The sequence below is a fragment of the Noviherbaspirillum aridicola genome, from assembly GCF_019656455.1.
GTDB lineage: Bacteria > Pseudomonadota > Gammaproteobacteria > Burkholderiales > Burkholderiaceae_D > Noviherbaspirillum > Noviherbaspirillum aridicola.
In genome coordinates this window covers 159,856-176,208 of record NZ_BPMK01000007.1, presented here as the reverse complement: position 1 = coordinate 176,208, position 16,353 = coordinate 159,856, and the positions used below count along the sequence as shown (strand labels likewise).

The following is a 16,353-nucleotide window of genomic DNA, read 5'->3' as shown; positions in this document are numbered from 1 at the left end:
GTAGTGCAGGCGTCCCTGCCTGCACGGCGGACGTCGGCCGGAGAGCCGTCCCTTCTCTCCGGTCCCGCTGGTTTTGTGCAGGCACGGAGGCCTGCACTACCGGGGCAGAGCAGGTAGTGCAGGCGTCCCTGCCTGCACTGCGGAAGTGGACCGGAGAGCCAGCGCCCCTTCTCTCCGGTCCGGCGCGTTTTGTGCAGGCACGGAGGCCTGCACTACCGGGGCAGAGCAGGTAGTGCAGGCGTCCCTGCCTGCACTGCGGACGTGGACCGGAGAGCCAGCATAGCCTTCTCTCCGGTCCGGCTGGTTTTGTGCAGGCACGGAGGCCTGCACTACCGGGAAGAAATGTCGGCCGGACGACGGAAAACCGGTTTGACGCCATGCTAGATTGACGTTAACGTAAACGTCAAAATAAAACGAAGCGCCGGGCCAGCCCCGGCGCTCCCATGAGAGAGTTCAAAGAGACAAGCCATGACCGATCTGTCCGTATCGCGCAAGCTCACCGAGTACAAGCCCGCCAACAAGGTCCGTTTCGTCACCGCCGCCTCGCTGTTCGACGGCCACGACGCCTCGATCAACATCATGCGCCGCATCCTGATGGCCAACGGCGCCGAGGTCATCCATCTCGGGCACAACCGCTCGGTGGATGAAATCGTGACCGCCGCCCTGCAGGAAGACGCGCAGGGCATCGCGGTGTCGAGCTATCAGGGCGGGCATGTCGAGTATTTCAAGTACATGATCGACCTGCTGCGGCAACGCGGCGGCGCCCATATCAAGGTCTTCGGCGGCGGCGGCGGCGTGATCGTGCCGAGCGAGATCGAGGACCTGCATGCCTACGGCGTGTCGCGCATCTTCAGTCCGGAAGACGGCCAGCGGCTCGGCCTGGCGGGCATGATCCTGTCCATGATCGAGGCCTGCGACACAGACCTGTCCGGCTATGCGCCGACCTCGGTGGAGGCGCTCGCCGAGGGCGAAATGGCGGCCCGCCACCGCCCGCTGGCGCAGTTCATCACCGCGCTCGAGAACGGCAAGGCCGCGCCGGCGCTCAAGACCGAACTGCACAAGCGCGCCGACACCATCAAGACACCGGTGCTCGGCATCACCGGCACCGGCGGCGCGGGCAAGTCCTCGCTCACCGACGAGCTGATCCGGCGCATCCGCCTCGACCAGGATGACGCGCTCGACATCGCGGTGATCTCCATCGATCCCTCGCGCCGCAAGTCCGGCGGCGCGCTGCTCGGCGACCGTATCCGCATGAATGCGATCAATCCCTGGAACGGCCAGACCCGGGTCTTCATGCGCTCGCTCGCCACGCGCGAGGCGGGATCGGAGATTTCGCAGGCGCTGCCTGACGTGATCGCGGCCTGCAAGGTGGCGGGCTTCGACCTGGTGATCGTCGAAACCTCCGGCATCGGCCAGGGCGACGCGGCGATCGTGCCGCACGTGGACGTGTCGATGTATGTGATGACGCCGGAGTTCGGCGCCGCCTCCCAGCTGGAAAAAATCGACATGCTGGATTTCGCCGATTTCGTGGCGATCAACAAGTTCGACCGCAAGGGCGCGCAGGACGCGCTGCGCGACGTCGCCAAGCAGTACCAGCGCAACCGCGAACTGTGGATGAAGCGGCCGGAAGAGATGCCGGTCTTCGGCACCCAGGCTTCGCGCTTCAACGACGACGGCGTGACCGCGCTCTACCAGGGTCTGCTGCCTCGGCTGACGGAACTGGGCCTGAAGGCCGGGCCGGGCAAGCTGGCGCGGGTGGACGTGCGCCACTCTTCCGGCCGCAACGCCATCGTGCCGCCGGCACGCAGCCGCTACCTGGCGGAGATCGCCGACAGCCTACGCGGTTACCACGCCAACACGGCAAAGCAGGTGAAGCTCGCGCGCGAACGCCAGCAGTTGCAGGAAGCGAAGCGGATGCTGGCGGCCGCCGGCCAGAACGCCGGCTTCGATGCGCTGATCGCCGAGCGCGACGGCCATCTCGATCCGGCGGCGAAGAAGCTGCTGGCAATGTGGCCCGACATGCAGGCGGCCTACTCGGGCGATGAATACGTGGTGAAGATCCGCGATAAGGAAATCCGCACCCGCCTCACCTACAAGACCCTGTCGGGCAACATCATCCGCAAGGTGTCGCTGCCGAAGTTCGAGGACCACGGCGAAATCCTGCGCTGGCTGATGCGCGAGAACGTGCCCGGCTCCTTCCCCTACACCGCCGGCGTGTTCGCCTTCAAGCGCGAGAATGAGGACCCGACCCGCATGTTCGCCGGCGAGGGCGACGCCTTCCGCACCAACCGCCGCTTCAAGCTGGTCTCCGAGGGCATGCCGGCCAAGCGCCTGTCGACCGCCTTCGACTCGGTCACGCTGTACGGCGCCGACCCCGCCCCGCGCCCCGATATCTACGGCAAGATCGGCAACTCCGGGGTATCGATCGCCACGCTCGACGACATGAAGGTGCTGTACGACGGCTTCGACCTGTGCGACCCGGCGACTTCGGTGTCGATGACGATCAACGGGCCGGCGCCGACCATCCTGGCGATGTTCATGAATACCGCGATCGACCAGCAGATGGACAAGTTCCGCGCCGACAACCGGCGCGAGCCGACCGACGACGAAGCGCAGAAGATCCGCGCCTGGGTGCTGCAGAACGTGCGCGGCACGGTGCAGGCCGACATCCTCAAGGAAGACCAGGGGCAGAATACCTGCATCTTCTCCACCGAGTTTTCATTGAAGGTGATGGGCGACATCCAGGAGTTTTTCGTCCACCACCAGGTGCGCAATTTCTATTCGGTGTCGATCTCCGGCTATCACATCGCCGAGGCCGGGGCCAACCCGATCTCCCAGCTTGCCTTCACGCTGGCCAACGGTTTCACCTTCGTCGAAGCCTATCTCGCGCGCGGCATGCACATCGACGATTTCGCGCCCAACCTGTCGTTCTTCTTCTCCAACGGCATGGACCCGGAGTACACGGTCCTGGGCCGGGTGGCGCGCCGCATCTGGGCGGTGGCGATGCGCGACAAGTACGGCGCCAACGAGCGCTCGCAAAAGCTCAAGTACCACATCCAGACCTCCGGCCGCTCGCTGCATGCGCAGGAGATCGATTTCAACGACATCCGCACCACGCTGCAGGCGCTGATCGCGATCTACGACAACTGCAATTCACTGCACACCAACGCCTTCGACGAAGCGATCACCACGCCGACCGACGAATCGGTGCGCCGCGCGCTGGCGATCCAGCTCATCATCAACCGCGAGTGGGGCCTGGCCAAGAATGAAAACCCGAACCAGGGCAGCTTCATCATCGAAGAGCTGACCGACCTGGTGGAAGAAGCGGTGCTGCAGGAGTTCGAGCGCATCGCCGAGCGCGGCGGCGTGCTCGGCGCGATGGAGACCGGCTACCAGCGCGGCAAGATCCAGGAAGAGTCGATGTACTACGAGCACCTCAAGCACGACGGCACGCTGCCGATCATCGGCGTCAACACCTTCCGCAATCCGAAGGGCGACGCGACCCCGCAACAGCTGGAACTGGCGCGCTCGACCGAGGAAGAGAAGCAGTCGCAGCTGGCGCGCCTGGCCGAATTCCAGCAGCGCAATGCCGGCGCGGCGCCGGCGATGCTGGCGCGGCTTCAGCAGGCGGTGATCGAGGACCGCAACGTGTTCGAGGTGCTGATGGACGCCGTCCGCGTATGCTCGCTCGGGCAGATCAGCAATGCGCTGTTCGAGGTGGGCGGGCAGTACCGGCGCAATATGTAGGTCCCGCGCCGCTTCGATCCATGCTGCCGGGAGCCGGCGTCGCTACCGGGTGGTGTCGGGTGAGCCGGGAGGCGGCTCGCCGGGATCCGGAGTATAAAAGCGCCCGCTCCCGCCGGAAGAGCCGGATCTCGTACTGGCGTTGCCCGGTATGTCCGGCTCGTTCACGGGAGGCAGGGCTGCGTGGCGCTGATGCGGCCTGTGCGACCTCGGAGAATTGATAGTCGAGCCCGGTCTTCCGGGCTCCTGCGCGGGCGGCTCCGGGTCGATTGCCTGTCCGGCACTTATCGCCAGCGAATATAGACTCCTGAGCGCGTCGACATCTCTCTGTGCTTCGATCAACCTTGTCGCCGCCACGGCAAGTTCGTGTATGGTCCCCAGCACCTCTTCGTTCTCTTCCCTCGGAATTTCGCCGCGGAGAAGTTGCAAGGCGCGGTTTCGAAGCGCATCGCTCGGCAGCCAGCGGATGAGGACTAACCACGGCATGGCATTGGGATCATCTGGCCCCACAGACGCAATACTTGCTTCACCTTGTCCTGCCAGAGAGGACAGACGGGCCTGAACGGCGGACGAGATGGACGGCGCGTATTCCACATCCCGAATCACTTTGGTGATTATGTCGGCAATCTTCGGGATTACGTCCAGGAGTTTCTCCCGTTCTGCCAGCCCGACGGGAAGTTCCCCGCTACGCAGAAGCTCCACGACGATCGCTCTCTGCAAGCTGTTGCCGAAGCTGTTCTCCAGTACCCACGGCAGCACGATCTCGGCCTGCTGAGGCGAGGGCAAGGAATCCGCGCTGACGCTGACCAGGCTTGCCACGCTGGCAGGCGAATCGCTTATGGGGAGCGCAACGCCCCCCGGCTCATCGTCGCCGGGCGCCAGTTCCTCTTCCATGGAATCCGGCTCGCTGATCATCGAAGTCGTAGCGCTCGCGGCGGTCGACGGGCGCATGTTTGCATGCTCATCCGGCACCGGTGTACGTTCCGGTGCCAGCTCCTCACGCCTGAGGGCGCCGCCGGTGCCGTCGGCAATACCGTTTGCCCGGGCTACCTCCCGCAGCACCCGCTGGGGATCGTAGCGTGAGCCCGGCCCCTGAGTTGGCCCGGGCGCCGATGGCTGGACGGGACGCTCTTCAGGGTCGCGCTCAAAGCCGTGCTCGCGATCCGCGAGTTGCAGCGCACGCCGCAGGTCGTAGCCCAGCCCCTGCAATTCAGGCGGAGCCGCGGGACCTGACTGCTCCGTCCGGGTCGTTTCCAGCAGCTTGCGCTGAAGCGCGCCGACCCGGCGGGGTCCCTTGGCGGAAACGCCGCTTGTTCCGTGCGTACCGGCCCCGGTCAGGGCGCGCCCTTCCGGGGCGGGGCGGGAAGCAGCTTCGCTCCGCACCGCCGAATCGGAAACGCCGGGTGATGCGGGTGCGGCCGGATCGCTCACGACGCTCGCGGCGGCAGCGCCCGGCCCTGCTTCGCCGACCGGTCCCGCGCCACGCATGCGCGCCGTGTCAGGCATGGCCGGGCCGCTGATCGCGCTCACGCCTGTTTCGACAGGCTGCGGCTTGTCCTTCTTGCGGCGTCGCATCAGTCCCTGCAGTTTTTCCCGCAACCCCTTGCCGCCCGTGCTCGCCCGGTATGCCCGCCCGGGCGGCCCCGGCTCCGCGGGAGCGCCTGCGTTCCCCGAGCCACCGGCCGCGCGTGCGCCCTCACGCTCTTTCGGGGCATCGTGATGATGAGAGGTGCGAAAGGGCGTAACCCTTCTGAGAAAACCAAACACAGTTGCCTCCGGCAGTGAGCGGTCATGTCGATGAGTGGCGGGATGCGGGCATACCGTTCCGTCATCGCCCGCACGGCACCGGGCAGAGCGTCGACAATCCTGGTGTGAGTGCCCGCCATCGTCCGCCTTTTTCTCCCCCGGCGGGCGCTTGTCGGCGCTTGCGCATTCTTTCGGGCGCCGGCGCGCGGGCAACGGAATACTGGGATAATCCCCCACCTCACGTTTCGCTAAGCCGCCATGAATCCTGGAGTCCTGTCCGCCGCCAGCGCCTACGCCATCTGGGGCGTGTTCCCGCTTTACTTCAAGGCGCTGCAGGAAGTGCCGCCGCTGGAGATCCTGCTGCATCGGATGCTGTGGTCGCTGGTGTTCGTTGCCGCCGTGCTGGGCTGGCGCCGTCACTGGGGCTGGCTGCGGGAGGTGTTCGGCAAGCCGCGCGTGGTGGCGGGCTTCGCGCTGTCGGCATTGCTGCTGTCGGCCAACTGGTTCATCTACATCTGGGCGGTGAACAACGGCCATGTGGTCGATTCCAGCCTCGGCTACTTCATCAATCCGCTGTTCAATGTGCTGCTTGGCGCCGTGGTGCTGCGCGAGCGGCTGCGGCCGGTGCAATGGGCGGCGGTGTCGCTGGCGGCGGCGGGCGTGGCCTGGCTGACGTGGCAGGCGGGTTCGCTGCCGTGGATCGCGCTGCTGCTGGCGGCGACCTTCGGCCTGTACGGCCTGCTGCGCAAGACGGCCTCGCTCGGCGCGCTGGAAGGGCTGGCGCTGGAAACCCTGCTGCTGTTTCCGGTTGCCGCGGCCTATCTCGGCTGGCTGGCGCTGCACGGGCAGAACAGCTTCATCGCCGCCTCCACCAGCACCCAGCTGCTGCTGGCCGCGGCCGGGCCGATCACCGCGATTCCGCTGCTGCTGTTCGCCTCGGGCGCGCGCCGGATTCCGCTGTCGCTGCTCGGTCTGCTGCAGTACATCGGGCCGACGCTGCAACTGCTGCTCGGCGTGTGGCTCTATCACGAACCCTTCGGCGGCGCCCGCCTCGCCGGCTTCGTCCTGATCTGGAGCGCGCTGGCGGTGTATTCGCTCGAGAGCCTGTGGCGCGCATGGCGCGCGCCGGCGGTCAAATCGTGATCTGCGTGCCGAGTTCGATCACACGGTTGGACGGTACCTGGTAGTAGTCGGCCGCGCCGCGCGCGTTGCGCTGCATGGCGACGAACAGGTGCTCGCGCCACGGCGCCATTCCGCGCTGCGGCCCGTGGATGACGTTCTGGCGGGCGATGAACCAGGAAGTCTCCAGCGATTCGAAACTCATGCCCTGCTCGGCCGCCGCCTCCAGCGCCAGCGGCAGGTTGGCCTCGTCCTTGAATCCGTAGTGCACATTGAGCTGGAAGCAGTTGTGGCCGAGCGGATGAATACGCACGCGCTCGGCGACCGGCACCCACGGCACTTCGTGGATGTGCACGGTCAGGAACACCACGCGCTCATGCAGCACTTTGTTGTGCGCCAGGTTGTGCAGCATCGCGTGCGGCACGCCGTCGGTCTCGCCACGCAGGTAGATGGCGGTGCCCGGCACCCGCGCCGGCGGCGCGACGAACAGCGACTGCAGGAAATCCTCCAGCGGTATCGTGTGCTTCTGCAGGTTGTCGAACACCAGCGTGCGGCCCCGCTTCCAGGTCAGCATGATGGAGAACAGCACCACGCCGAGCAGCAGCGGGAACCAGCCGCCGTGCAGGATCTTGAGCACGTTGGCGGAGAACAGCGCGGCGTCGATGGTGAAGAAGAAGCCGGTGGCGAAAACGCACAGCGCCAGCGGATAGTTCCAGCGGTAGCGGATCACGAAGAAGGTCAGCACCGTGGTCACCAGCATGGTGCCGGTATTGGCGATGCCGTAGGCGGCCGCCAGGTGGGTGGACGAGCCGAAGCCGATCACCGCCGCCAGCACCACGGCGAGCTGCAGCCAGTTCACGGTGGGGATGTAGATCTGGCCGAACTCGCTCTCCGACGTGTGCTCGATGCGCATGCGCGGCAGGAAGCCGAGCGCGATCGCCTGCTTGGTCATCGAGAAGGTGCCGGAAATGGTGGCCTGCGAGGCGATCACCGCCGCCATGGTCGACAGGATCACCAGCGGATAGACCGACCATGCGCCGAGCTGCTGGAAGAAGGGATTGCCGACCGCGCCCGGATTGTGCAGCAGCAGCGCACCCTGCCCGAGGTAGTTGAGCGCCAGCGCCGGAAAGGCGACGAAGAACCAGGCCATGCGGATGGGCGTGCGGCCGAAATGCCCCATGTCGGCGTACAGCGCCTCCGAGCCGGTGAAGGCCAGCACCACCGCGCCGAGCGCGATGAAGGCAACCAGCCGGTTCTGCTCCAGAAAGCGCAGCGCATGCAGGGGATTGAGCGCGGCCAGCACGCCGGGTTCTTCCACGATGTTGATGACGCCCATGACGGCGAGGCTGGCGAACCAGACCACCATCACCGGCCCGAAGAACTTGCCGATGCCAGCGGTGCCGCGCGCCTGCAGCATGTAGAGCGCGACCAGCACCGCGACCGTGACCGGCACCACGTACGGATGCAGCGCCGGCGCCGCCACTTCCAGCCCCTCGATGGCCGACAGCACCGAGATCGCCGGCGTGATCACGCTGTCGCCGTAGAACAGGGTGGCGCCGAACAGGCCGAGCAGCATCAGCGGATAGTGCGCGCGGCTGTGCCGGCTGACCGACGACAGCACCAGCGCGGTCAGCGCCATGATGCCGCCCTCGCCGCGGTTGTTCGCGCGCAGCACCAGGGTGACGTACTTGAGCGAGACGACGACGATCAGGCCCCACACGATCAGGGACACGATGCCGAGGATGTTGGCGGGGTTGAGTGCGAGTCCATGCTCTTCGGCGAACGCTTCCTTCATCGCGTAGAGCGGGCTGGTGCCGATGTCGCCGTAGACGATGCCGATGGCGGCGAGCGTCAGGGCGGCGAGGCTGCTTTTCGGTTGGGCGGTAGACAAGGATAGGGCGACGGTAGTTTTATTGCGTCGCACAATATGCCGCGACGCGCCGGAAAGCAAGTGCTTTTCCGCTGGAATATGAAGTGCAATAAAAAAAGCCGGTCGCGAGACCGGCTTCCATTGTGGCTTGCCGGCATGGCGCCGGCTTGCGTGCTGTCAGAAGCGGTAGCCGATGCCGACGCCGATGAGCAGCGGGTCGACCTTGACCTTGGCGACCGTTGCGCCGCCTGCGGTCACGTCGCTGCGGATCTGCACTTTCTTGACGTCGAAGTTGATCGACCAGTTCTTGTCCAGCTTGTAGTCGAAGCCTGCTTGCAGGGCGAGGCCGAAGCTGTCGTTTTCCAGGTCAGCGCCCCCACCCAGCTTGACGCTGCTGATGCGGGTGTAGTTGACACCTGCGCCGACGTACGGGCTGAACGTGGACTTCGGCGTGAAGTGGTACTGCAGGCTCAGCGTCGGCGGCAGGTGCTTGAAAGTGCCGAGGCGGCCAGCATCCCTATGACGCACCGTGTGCTTCTGCGGGTAGGTCAGGATCAGCTCAGCGGCAATGTTCGGCGTGAAGAAGTAGGAGATGTCCAGTTCTGGGATGGTCTTGTCGCTGACACGGATGGCGTTGTCGCCGCCAATCAGACCGCTCGACTTGTTCGCGGTATCGATATTCACCACGCGCGCACGCACCAGCCACGGGCTTTCCTGTGCCATGGCTTGTCCGGCGAGCAGGCCGAGAGCCGCGAGTGCGAGTACTGTCTTTTTCATGTTGATTCCCCTTATGAAGGTGCTTGTGTGAGTAACTGCGGCCGAGTGTAGTGAGCGGAAGAAACAATTTGATTGATGCAAGTCAAACGGTCCCGAGATGCGAAGATTCCCGAACACGAGAACCGGCGTGGCCTGCGCGGCAAGTGGGTGCTTGCGGCACGCCTTCCCTTCCGCGGTCCGCACCTGGCGACGGTCTGGCGAAAACGGCATTTTTTGAAAGCGCCGCGGCGGCATCGATGGCACAATCCTGTCCTCGACCAGGCGGACGCATTGCGCCGTCTTCCGCCATTTCTCCGGTTTCACATTCCTACTCGAAAGCACCATGGCTCAATACGTGTACACGATGAACCGCGTGGGCAAGATCGTTCCGCCCAAGCGCCAGATTCTCAAGGACATCTCGCTGTCCTTCTTCCCGGGCGCCAAGATCGGCGTGCTCGGCCTGAACGGCTCCGGCAAGTCGACGCTGCTCAAGATCATGGCCGGCGTCGACAAGGACATCGAAGGCGAGGCAGTGCCGATGCCGGGCCTGAACATCGGCTATCTGCCGCAGGAGCCGCAGCTCGATCCCGAGCAGACGGTGCGCCAGGCGGTGGAGTCGGGCCTGGGCGAAGTCGCCGAGGCGCAGGCCAAACTTGACGCGGTGTATGCGGCATATGCCGAGCCCGACGCCGACTTCGACGCGCTGGCCGCCGAGCAGGCGCGGCTGGAAGCCATCCTCGCCACGTCCGGCGGCGGCAACCTTGACCAGCAGCTGGAAATCGCCGCCGATGCGCTGCGCCTGCCGCCGTGGGACGCGAAGATCGGCGTGCTGTCCGGCGGCGAGAAGCGCCGCGTGGCGCTGTGCAAGCTGCTGCTGTCCAAGCCCGACATGCTGCTGCTCGACGAGCCGACCAACCACCTCGACGCCGAGTCGGTGGAATGGCTGGAGCAGTTCCTGCAGCGCTTCCCGGGCACCGTGGTCGGCATCACCCACGACCGCTACTTCCTCGACAATGCCGCCGAATGGATCCTCGAACTGGACCGCGGCCACGGCATTCCGTGGAAGGGCAACTACAGCTCCTGGCTGGAACAGAAGGAAGCCCGCCTGAAGCAGGAGGAAGCCGCCGAGTCCGCGCGCCAGAAGACCATACAGAAGGAACTGGAATGGGTGCGGCAAAACCCGAAGGGCCGCCAGGCCAAGAGCAAGGCGCGCCTGGCCCGCTTCAACGAACTGTCCGAACACGAATACCAGAAGCGCAACGAGACGCAGGAAATCTTCATTCCGGTGGCCGAGCGTCTCGGCAATGAAGTCATCGAATTCAAGAACGTCAGCAAGTCCTTCGGCGACCGCCTGCTGATCGACGACCTCAGCTTCAAGATCCCGGCCGGCGCCATCGTCGGCATCATCGGCCCCAACGGCGCGGGCAAGTCGACGCTGTTCCGCATGATCGCGGGCAAGGAGCAGCCTGACAGCGGCGAAGTGGTGATCGGACCGACGGTCAGGCTGTCGCTGGTGGATCAGTCGCGCGAGGAACTGAGCAACACGAAGACGGTGTGGGAAGACGTTTCCAACGGCGCCGACATCCTCACCGTGGGCCGTTTTGAAATGCCGTCGCGCGCCTATCTCGGCCGCTTCAACTTTAAGGGCAGCGACCAGCAAAAGATCGTCGGCAACCTGTCCGGCGGCGAACGCGGCCGCCTGCACCTGGCCAAGACCCTGCTCATGGGCGGCAACGTGCTGCTGCTCGATGAACCGTCCAACGACCTCGACGTGGAAACCCTGCGCGCGCTGGAAGACGCGCTGCTCGAGTTCGCCGGCAGCGTGATGGTGATCTCCCACGACCGCTGGTTCCTCGACCGCATCGCCACGCATATCCTGGCGTTCGAGGGCGACTCGAAGGTGGTCTTCTTCGACGGCAATTACCAGGAATACGAAGCGGACAAGAAGAAGCGCCTCGGCGAGGAAGGCGCGAAGCCGAAGCGGATCCGCTACAAGCCGGTCACCCGCTGAGCATCAGCGCGTATCGTGCACCGGGCCGGCGTCATGCCGGCCTTTTGTTTTTCAGCTGCGCGCGTCGATGTCGGCCAGCGTCGCACGGACCCCTTTCTTGAGCGACTCCAGCTCGCCGAGCATCGCTTCCGGCGACACCCGTCCACTCGCTCCGGCAACCGCATCCCCGTGCTGCGGCACCCGCCGCTGGCATTTGCGAATGGTTTTGCCGATGAAGACGCGGGCCGCGCCGATGGCGTCGATCTCGACCGGATCGAGACGCCGGTAGCGGCACTCGGTCGCCATCCGCTCGATGAAGGCCACTTGCGCGGCGAGCGCGTAAAGACTGGCCGGAGAAAGCAGAGGCTTGCAGGTCCACTCTTCGGCGAACACCCTGGTGCGCAGGATCGCCACGACTTCATTCGCCGTGGCCAGCCACTTCGCCGCCTCCGGCGGCAACGCGGCCGGACTTCCGCCGGGCAGCGGCCGGGGCAGCCGCGCGGTGGACAGAAACAGTTCCCGCAGGCGGCAGGCGAGATCGAGGCAGGCATGGGCGCGCGCGGTTTCACATGGCTCGAGCGGACCGCGATCGAGCGGCAGGCGCAGCACCCATGCCCGCATGCCGAGCCGGGCATAGACGCTCGCCCAGTGCAGTTCTGCCCCGCTGGCCGCACCGGGCGTGGGACCGGGATGCATGGCCGCGGCATGGGCGAGGACGCTTACCTTGCGGGCCAGGACATGCAGATCCTCTTCCGACAGACCGTGCCCGGGCGGCGTGGCCGCGGCGAAAGCGGCGCCCTGCAGTCCCGCGGCGAGCGCGTCGAGTCGGGCCAGCCACTTCCGCGCGGGGTCGGTCAGCGGGCCCGGTTTGCCCGCCTGCCCGGACAGCCGGCCGATTTCGCGCAGAAACCGCGCGCGCACTTCCCTCACCTCGCGCAGGCAGGGAGCGACCGTCCCGGCATCCGGTTTCGGTGTTGCGGCAAGCAGCCGCTCGGCCGCCTCCATCCGCTGCGCCTGCGCCGCCGACAGGCGCCGCCATTGATGCCAGCCGCTCCCGCCGGGCGGCGTCGGGCTTGCCGGTCCGGTCTTCGCGGACCGGCCGAGAAAGTGCCTGATCCTGTCTATCGTGTGACTGCCGTGGTCCTGGCGCGTCGCCCGGTCGGGCGGGCGTTCGCGCGGATTGCGAGGCGGCGGATCCTTCAGCGCTGGGCGGTCGTCATCCCCCTGCCGGCGCCAGGAACGGGAGGAAAAACCGGGGAACAGACGTCCGAGCATCTTCAGTCTCCGCAAGCGGTGTGGACGGGGTGCTCGCGAGGCGGGGCCGGAGGTATCGATGCATGGACACCCGTGCTGCCGTGAGTGGCGCGCGAGGCGCGCCCGGTTCCCGCGCGTCGGTTTGCCGTCCCGCTGAATCCGCTCGCGTTCCCGCTCCGTATATGTCTACGCAGTACCCAATCAACCACAACAAAGGAAGACATCATGCGCAAGCTCACCCGTACCCTGCTGCTGACCGCCCTCGTGGCCGCCGCTCCCGCGGCCTTCGCCCAAAACACCGTCACGGTCGGCGGCCAGAGCATGTTCCCGACCAGGGACATCGTCGACAATGCGGTCAACTCCGCCGAGCACACGACGCTGGTGGCGGCGGTGAAGTCGGCCGGCCTGGTCGAGACCCTGAAGGGCAAAGGCCCGTTCACCGTCTTCGCCCCGACCGACGCGGCCTTCGGCAAGCTCCCGCCGGGCACGGTGGACACCTTGGTCAAGCCGGAGAACAAGGCGACCCTGACCAGGGTCCTGACCTATCACGTCGTCCCCGGCAGGTACGACTTCCAGGCGCTGTCGAAGGAGATCGGCAAGGGCAACGGCCGGGCCGAACTGAAGACCGCTTCCGGCGGCAAGCTGAGCTTCGTGATGAACGGGCCGCAGAACATCCGTGTCATGGACGAGAAAGGCGGCAGCGCCAGCATCAGCACCTACGACGTCTACCAGTCGAACGGCGTGATCAACGTCGTCGACACCGTCCTCATGCCGCGTTAAGCCGCGCCCTCCCCCGATGCCGGCCCCGGGCCGGCATCTCCCTGCTGTTTTCTCCGCTTCCTGCAGGCCGCGCGGGTATATCGTAATATTGCGATATACATTTCCGTTTTTGCCGATATACGCATGCCGCCGAAGAAAGCCGCCATCGACATCGATGCCATCCACAAGGCGCTCGCCAATCCGCTACGGCGCGAGATCCTGTGCTGGCTGCGCGAGCCCGGGCGGCACTTCGCCGACCAGGAGCATCCGCTCGACTTCGGCGTCTGCGCCGGCCTGATCGACCGTCGCGCCGGGCTCTCGCAATCGACGGTGTCGGCGCATCTGGCGACGCTGCAGCGCGCCGGACTGCTGACGTCGCGCCGCGTCGGCCAATGGATTTTCTACAAGCGTAACGAGGCCACCATACAGGCCTTCCTCGATTACATGGATGGCGGGTTGTAGACCCGCCGCTTTCACTCACCTCCAAGGAAAAACAAGATGACGACGCTGTTTGATCCGATCACCATCGGCGACCTGACCCTTCCCAACCGCATCTTCATGGCTCCGCTGACCCGCTCGCGTGCCGTCGGCGGCAAGCGCGTGCCCAATGCGCTGATGCGCGAATACTATGTGCAGCGCGCCAGCGCCGGCCTGATCCTGAGCGAGGCGACGGCCGTCACGCCGCAGGGCGTCGGCTATGCGGACACGCCCGGCATCTGGTCGCGGGAACAGGTGGAAGGCTGGAAGCCGGTCACCGACGCCGTGCATGCGGCCGGCGGCCGGATCTTCCTGCAGCTGTGGCATGTGGGCCGGATCTCGGATCCCTACTTCCTCGACGGCGAACTGCCGGTGGCGCCGAGCGCGATCGCGGCGCAAGGCCATGTCAGCCTGCTGCGCCCGAAGCGCGAGTACGTGACGCCGCGCGCGCTGCGCACCGACGAGATCCCGGGCATCGTCGAGGCCTATCGCCGCGGCGCGGAAAACGCGCAGGCGGCCGGCTTCGACGGCGTGGAAGTCCACGGCGCGAACGGCTACCTGCTCGACCAGTTCCTGCAGGACAGCACGAACAGGCGCGACGACGCCTACGGCGGCTCGATCGAAAACCGCGCGCGGCTGATGCTGGAAGTGACCGACGCCTGCATCTCGGTCTGGGGCGCCGACCGCGTCGGCATGCACCTGGCGCCGCGCGGCGATTCCCACACCATGGGCGACTCCGATCCGCTGGCGACCTTCGGCTACGTGGCGCGCGAACTCGGCAAGCGCAGGATCGCCTTCATCTGCGCGCGCGAACACACGGGCGAGGGGCGCCTCGGCCCGCAGCTCAGGCAAGCCTTCGGCGGCGTCTGGGTGGCGAACGAAAAGCTCACGCGGGACAGCGCCCAGCAGCAGCTCGACGCGGGCGAGGCGGATGCGGCGGCATTCGGCAAGCTGTTCATTTCGAATCCCGACCTGGTGCAGCGCTTCCGTCTCAACGCGCCGCTCAACGAATGGGATGCGGACAGCTTCTACCAGCCCGGCGCGCAGGGCTATACCGACTACCCGGCACTGGCGGCCTGACCGCGCTTACCGCGCCGCGCCATCCTCGCCCAGCTCGAAGCTGAGGCTGGCGCGGAAACTGTCCCAGTCGGCGTCGGCGATGTCGCCGGCGGGGACCATGTGCACTGCCCCCACCATCCACACTCCCGTCCAGGGCAGCACCAGCGCGACCTTGCCGTCGGCCCCGGTGCGCGCGCGGACGATCACCGTCTGCCGCTCGTCGCGGTGCCAGGCCCTGACGAGGACGCCGGGCAGCGGCTTGCTGTCGAACAGCAGGTTGAAGACCAGGGTATCGCCGGGCCTGCGCGCCAGCGGGTCGACGGTGGGCACGATCTCCAGCCGCTGTCCGGTCAGCAGGCCATAGGTGCCGTCCGACTTGCCGCCGACGCGCAGCAGGGTCTTGGCATGATGGCGCAGACGTTCGCGCGCCGGCTCCCCGGCAGTGCCGCTCTGCTCGCGCGCCAGCGTCACCTGTTCGAGTTCATGATCGCGCAGCCAGGCGCCGAATTCGCCGGCGGCCCGCTCCGCCAGCCCCGGTTCGCTGTCGTAGACCACCATGTGCGTGCCCGGATAGGCCGGTGTCAGCCGCAGCATGCCCACGTCCATCTCCGGCGCCAGCTGCTCGCGCAGGTCGCGCACGGCCAGCTTGGAATAAAGCTGCAGGGCGGCGGTCGCCTCCGCCCTGAAGGCGCGCGGGTTGCCGCGGAAGTGCTCTCCCTGCCGCAGGCCGATCTCCACCGGCGAGCCGGCCGCCGGCGAAAACGGCCGGGGCGCGAGCCAGACCTCGTCGGCCAGGACGGCGCCCGGCGAGACGAGGATCGCAGCCGCAAGCGCGGCGGGCAGGGCGAGTCGCATTCAGGCTTTCACGGGCCGCGCCGCTTTCTCCAGCATGAGGAAGAAATGCGCCTTGACGCCCCAGATCCGCTTGTGCCCGACGTCATGCGCCGGCTTGCCGGGCAGGAGATCGGCGAAGCGGTAGAGCGCGCCGGAATCGAGCGGATTGAGCACGGCCTCGCTGGCCCACGCACCCTTGCCGGTCAGGCGCAGCAGGCGGCGCCACGCGGCCGGCGGCAACAGGTGGATCAGCGGCAGGCCGGTATGGAATTCGATCGGATGGCGGCGGTTGGGCGTGGTGACGAACACACCCTTGCGGGCGACGCGATACAGCTCCTTCACCAGCGCCAGCTGGCGCTCGAAGGGGCCGACATGCTCGATCACTTCATTGCAGAACACCCAGTCGAACTCGCCGTCGGCGAACGGCAGGCGCACTTCCTTCGCCGGCTCCGGCGGCATCGCGCCGCGGCCGAGCCGGGGCGGTTCGACGTCATAGGACGTGATCCGGGCGCGGCGCGCAGGGTCGGACCATTGCACCAGGTAGTCGGGCTTGTCGAACAGGGTGGTCGGCATGATGCCGACGCTCAGCATGCGGTCGTCCGCATCGCCGCGCCAGGACTGGAAGGCATCGAACAGTCGGCGTCGCTGCCCGGCGACCATCCGCTCCAGCCAGCCGCCCGATGCTTCCCCGATGCCCGCTTCAACCGCGTTTTTCATTCGCCTCTCCCGCTTGTTCCGATAGTGG

Annotated in this window: 12 protein-coding genes; 6 read left to right on the top strand and 6 right to left on the bottom strand. The window is 66.5% G+C overall.

Annotated features, from left to right (window positions below; translation table 11 throughout):
• Positions 1-468: 468 nt before the first annotated feature.
• Positions 469-3,747, top strand: a complete 3,279-nt coding sequence (gene icmF / locus NCCP691_RS09535) for a fused isobutyryl-CoA mutase/GTPase IcmF (RefSeq protein WP_220808031.1) — start codon at positions 469-471, stop codon at positions 3,745-3,747.
• Between the two features lie 42 nt (positions 3,748-3,789).
• On the opposite strand, the gene NCCP691_RS09530 is transcribed toward icmF, so the two are convergent.
• Positions 3,790-5,319, bottom strand: a complete 1,530-nt coding sequence (locus tag NCCP691_RS09530; protein WP_220808030.1) for a hypothetical protein — start codon at positions 5,317-5,319, stop codon at positions 3,790-3,792.
• 429 nt (positions 5,320-5,748) lie between these two features.
• On the opposite strand from NCCP691_RS09530, the gene rarD reads away from it, so the two are divergent.
• Positions 5,749-6,633 (top strand): EamA family transporter RarD, encoded by an 885-nt coding sequence (gene rarD / locus NCCP691_RS09525; RefSeq protein WP_220808029.1) that lies wholly within the window; start codon positions 5,749-5,751, stop codon positions 6,631-6,633.
• Here rarD and NCCP691_RS09520 read toward each other — a convergent pair.
• On the bottom strand, positions 6,623-8,500 hold the full coding sequence (locus NCCP691_RS09520; RefSeq protein WP_220808028.1) for a potassium transporter Kup: 1,878 nt from the start codon (positions 8,498-8,500) through the stop codon (positions 6,623-6,625). The genes rarD and NCCP691_RS09520 overlap by 11 nt on opposite strands.
• Before the next feature lie 156 nt (positions 8,501-8,656).
• Positions 8,657-9,256 (bottom strand): OmpW/AlkL family protein, encoded by a 600-nt coding sequence (locus NCCP691_RS09515; protein ID WP_220808027.1) that lies wholly within the window; start codon positions 9,254-9,256, stop codon positions 8,657-8,659.
• Between the two features lie 322 nt (positions 9,257-9,578).
• On the opposite strand from NCCP691_RS09515, the gene ettA reads away from it, so the two are divergent.
• The gene (ettA, locus tag NCCP691_RS09510) at positions 9,579-11,246 is read left to right on the top strand and encodes an energy-dependent translational throttle protein EttA (protein WP_220808026.1); all 1,668 of its coding nucleotides are present in this window, start codon (positions 9,579-9,581) and stop codon (positions 11,244-11,246) included.
• Positions 11,247-11,297: 51 nt separating this feature from the next.
• Here ettA and NCCP691_RS09505 read toward each other — a convergent pair whose 3' ends face one another.
• Positions 11,298-12,500: a hypothetical protein gene (locus NCCP691_RS09505; RefSeq protein ID WP_220808025.1), complete on the bottom strand. Its 1,203-nt coding sequence runs from the start codon at positions 12,498-12,500 to the stop codon at positions 11,298-11,300.
• A gap of 204 nt (positions 12,501-12,704) precedes the next feature.
• Here NCCP691_RS09505 and NCCP691_RS09500 point away from each other — a divergent pair, with 204 nt between their 5' ends.
• The 3 genes from NCCP691_RS09500 to NCCP691_RS09490 all read left to right on the top strand — a co-directional run bounded on the left by NCCP691_RS09500 (position 12,705) and on the right by NCCP691_RS09490 (position 14,795).
• On the top strand, positions 12,705-13,259 hold the full coding sequence (locus NCCP691_RS09500) for a fasciclin domain-containing protein (protein ID WP_220808024.1): 555 nt from the start codon (positions 12,705-12,707) through the stop codon (positions 13,257-13,259).
• Positions 13,260-13,382: 123 nt separating this feature from the next.
• Positions 13,383-13,700, top strand: coding sequence for an ArsR/SmtB family transcription factor (locus NCCP691_RS09495; RefSeq protein ID WP_220808023.1), 318 nt, complete (start codon positions 13,383-13,385; stop codon positions 13,698-13,700).
• A 36-nt stretch (positions 13,701-13,736) separates the two neighbouring features.
• Positions 13,737-14,795, top strand: a complete 1,059-nt coding sequence (locus tag NCCP691_RS09490) for an alkene reductase (protein WP_220808022.1) — start codon at positions 13,737-13,739, stop codon at positions 14,793-14,795.
• 6 nt (positions 14,796-14,801) lie between these two features.
• On the opposite strand, the gene NCCP691_RS09485 is transcribed toward NCCP691_RS09490, so the two are convergent.
• Complete coding sequence (locus NCCP691_RS09485; protein ID WP_220808021.1) at positions 14,802-15,629, bottom strand: DUF4198 domain-containing protein; 828 nt, start codon at positions 15,627-15,629, stop codon at positions 14,802-14,804.
• A complete protein-coding gene (locus NCCP691_RS09480; protein ID WP_220808020.1) occupies positions 15,630-16,325 on the bottom strand; it encodes a methyltransferase domain-containing protein in 696 nt (231 codons plus the stop codon).
• Between the last annotated feature and the right edge of the window lie 28 nt (positions 16,326-16,353).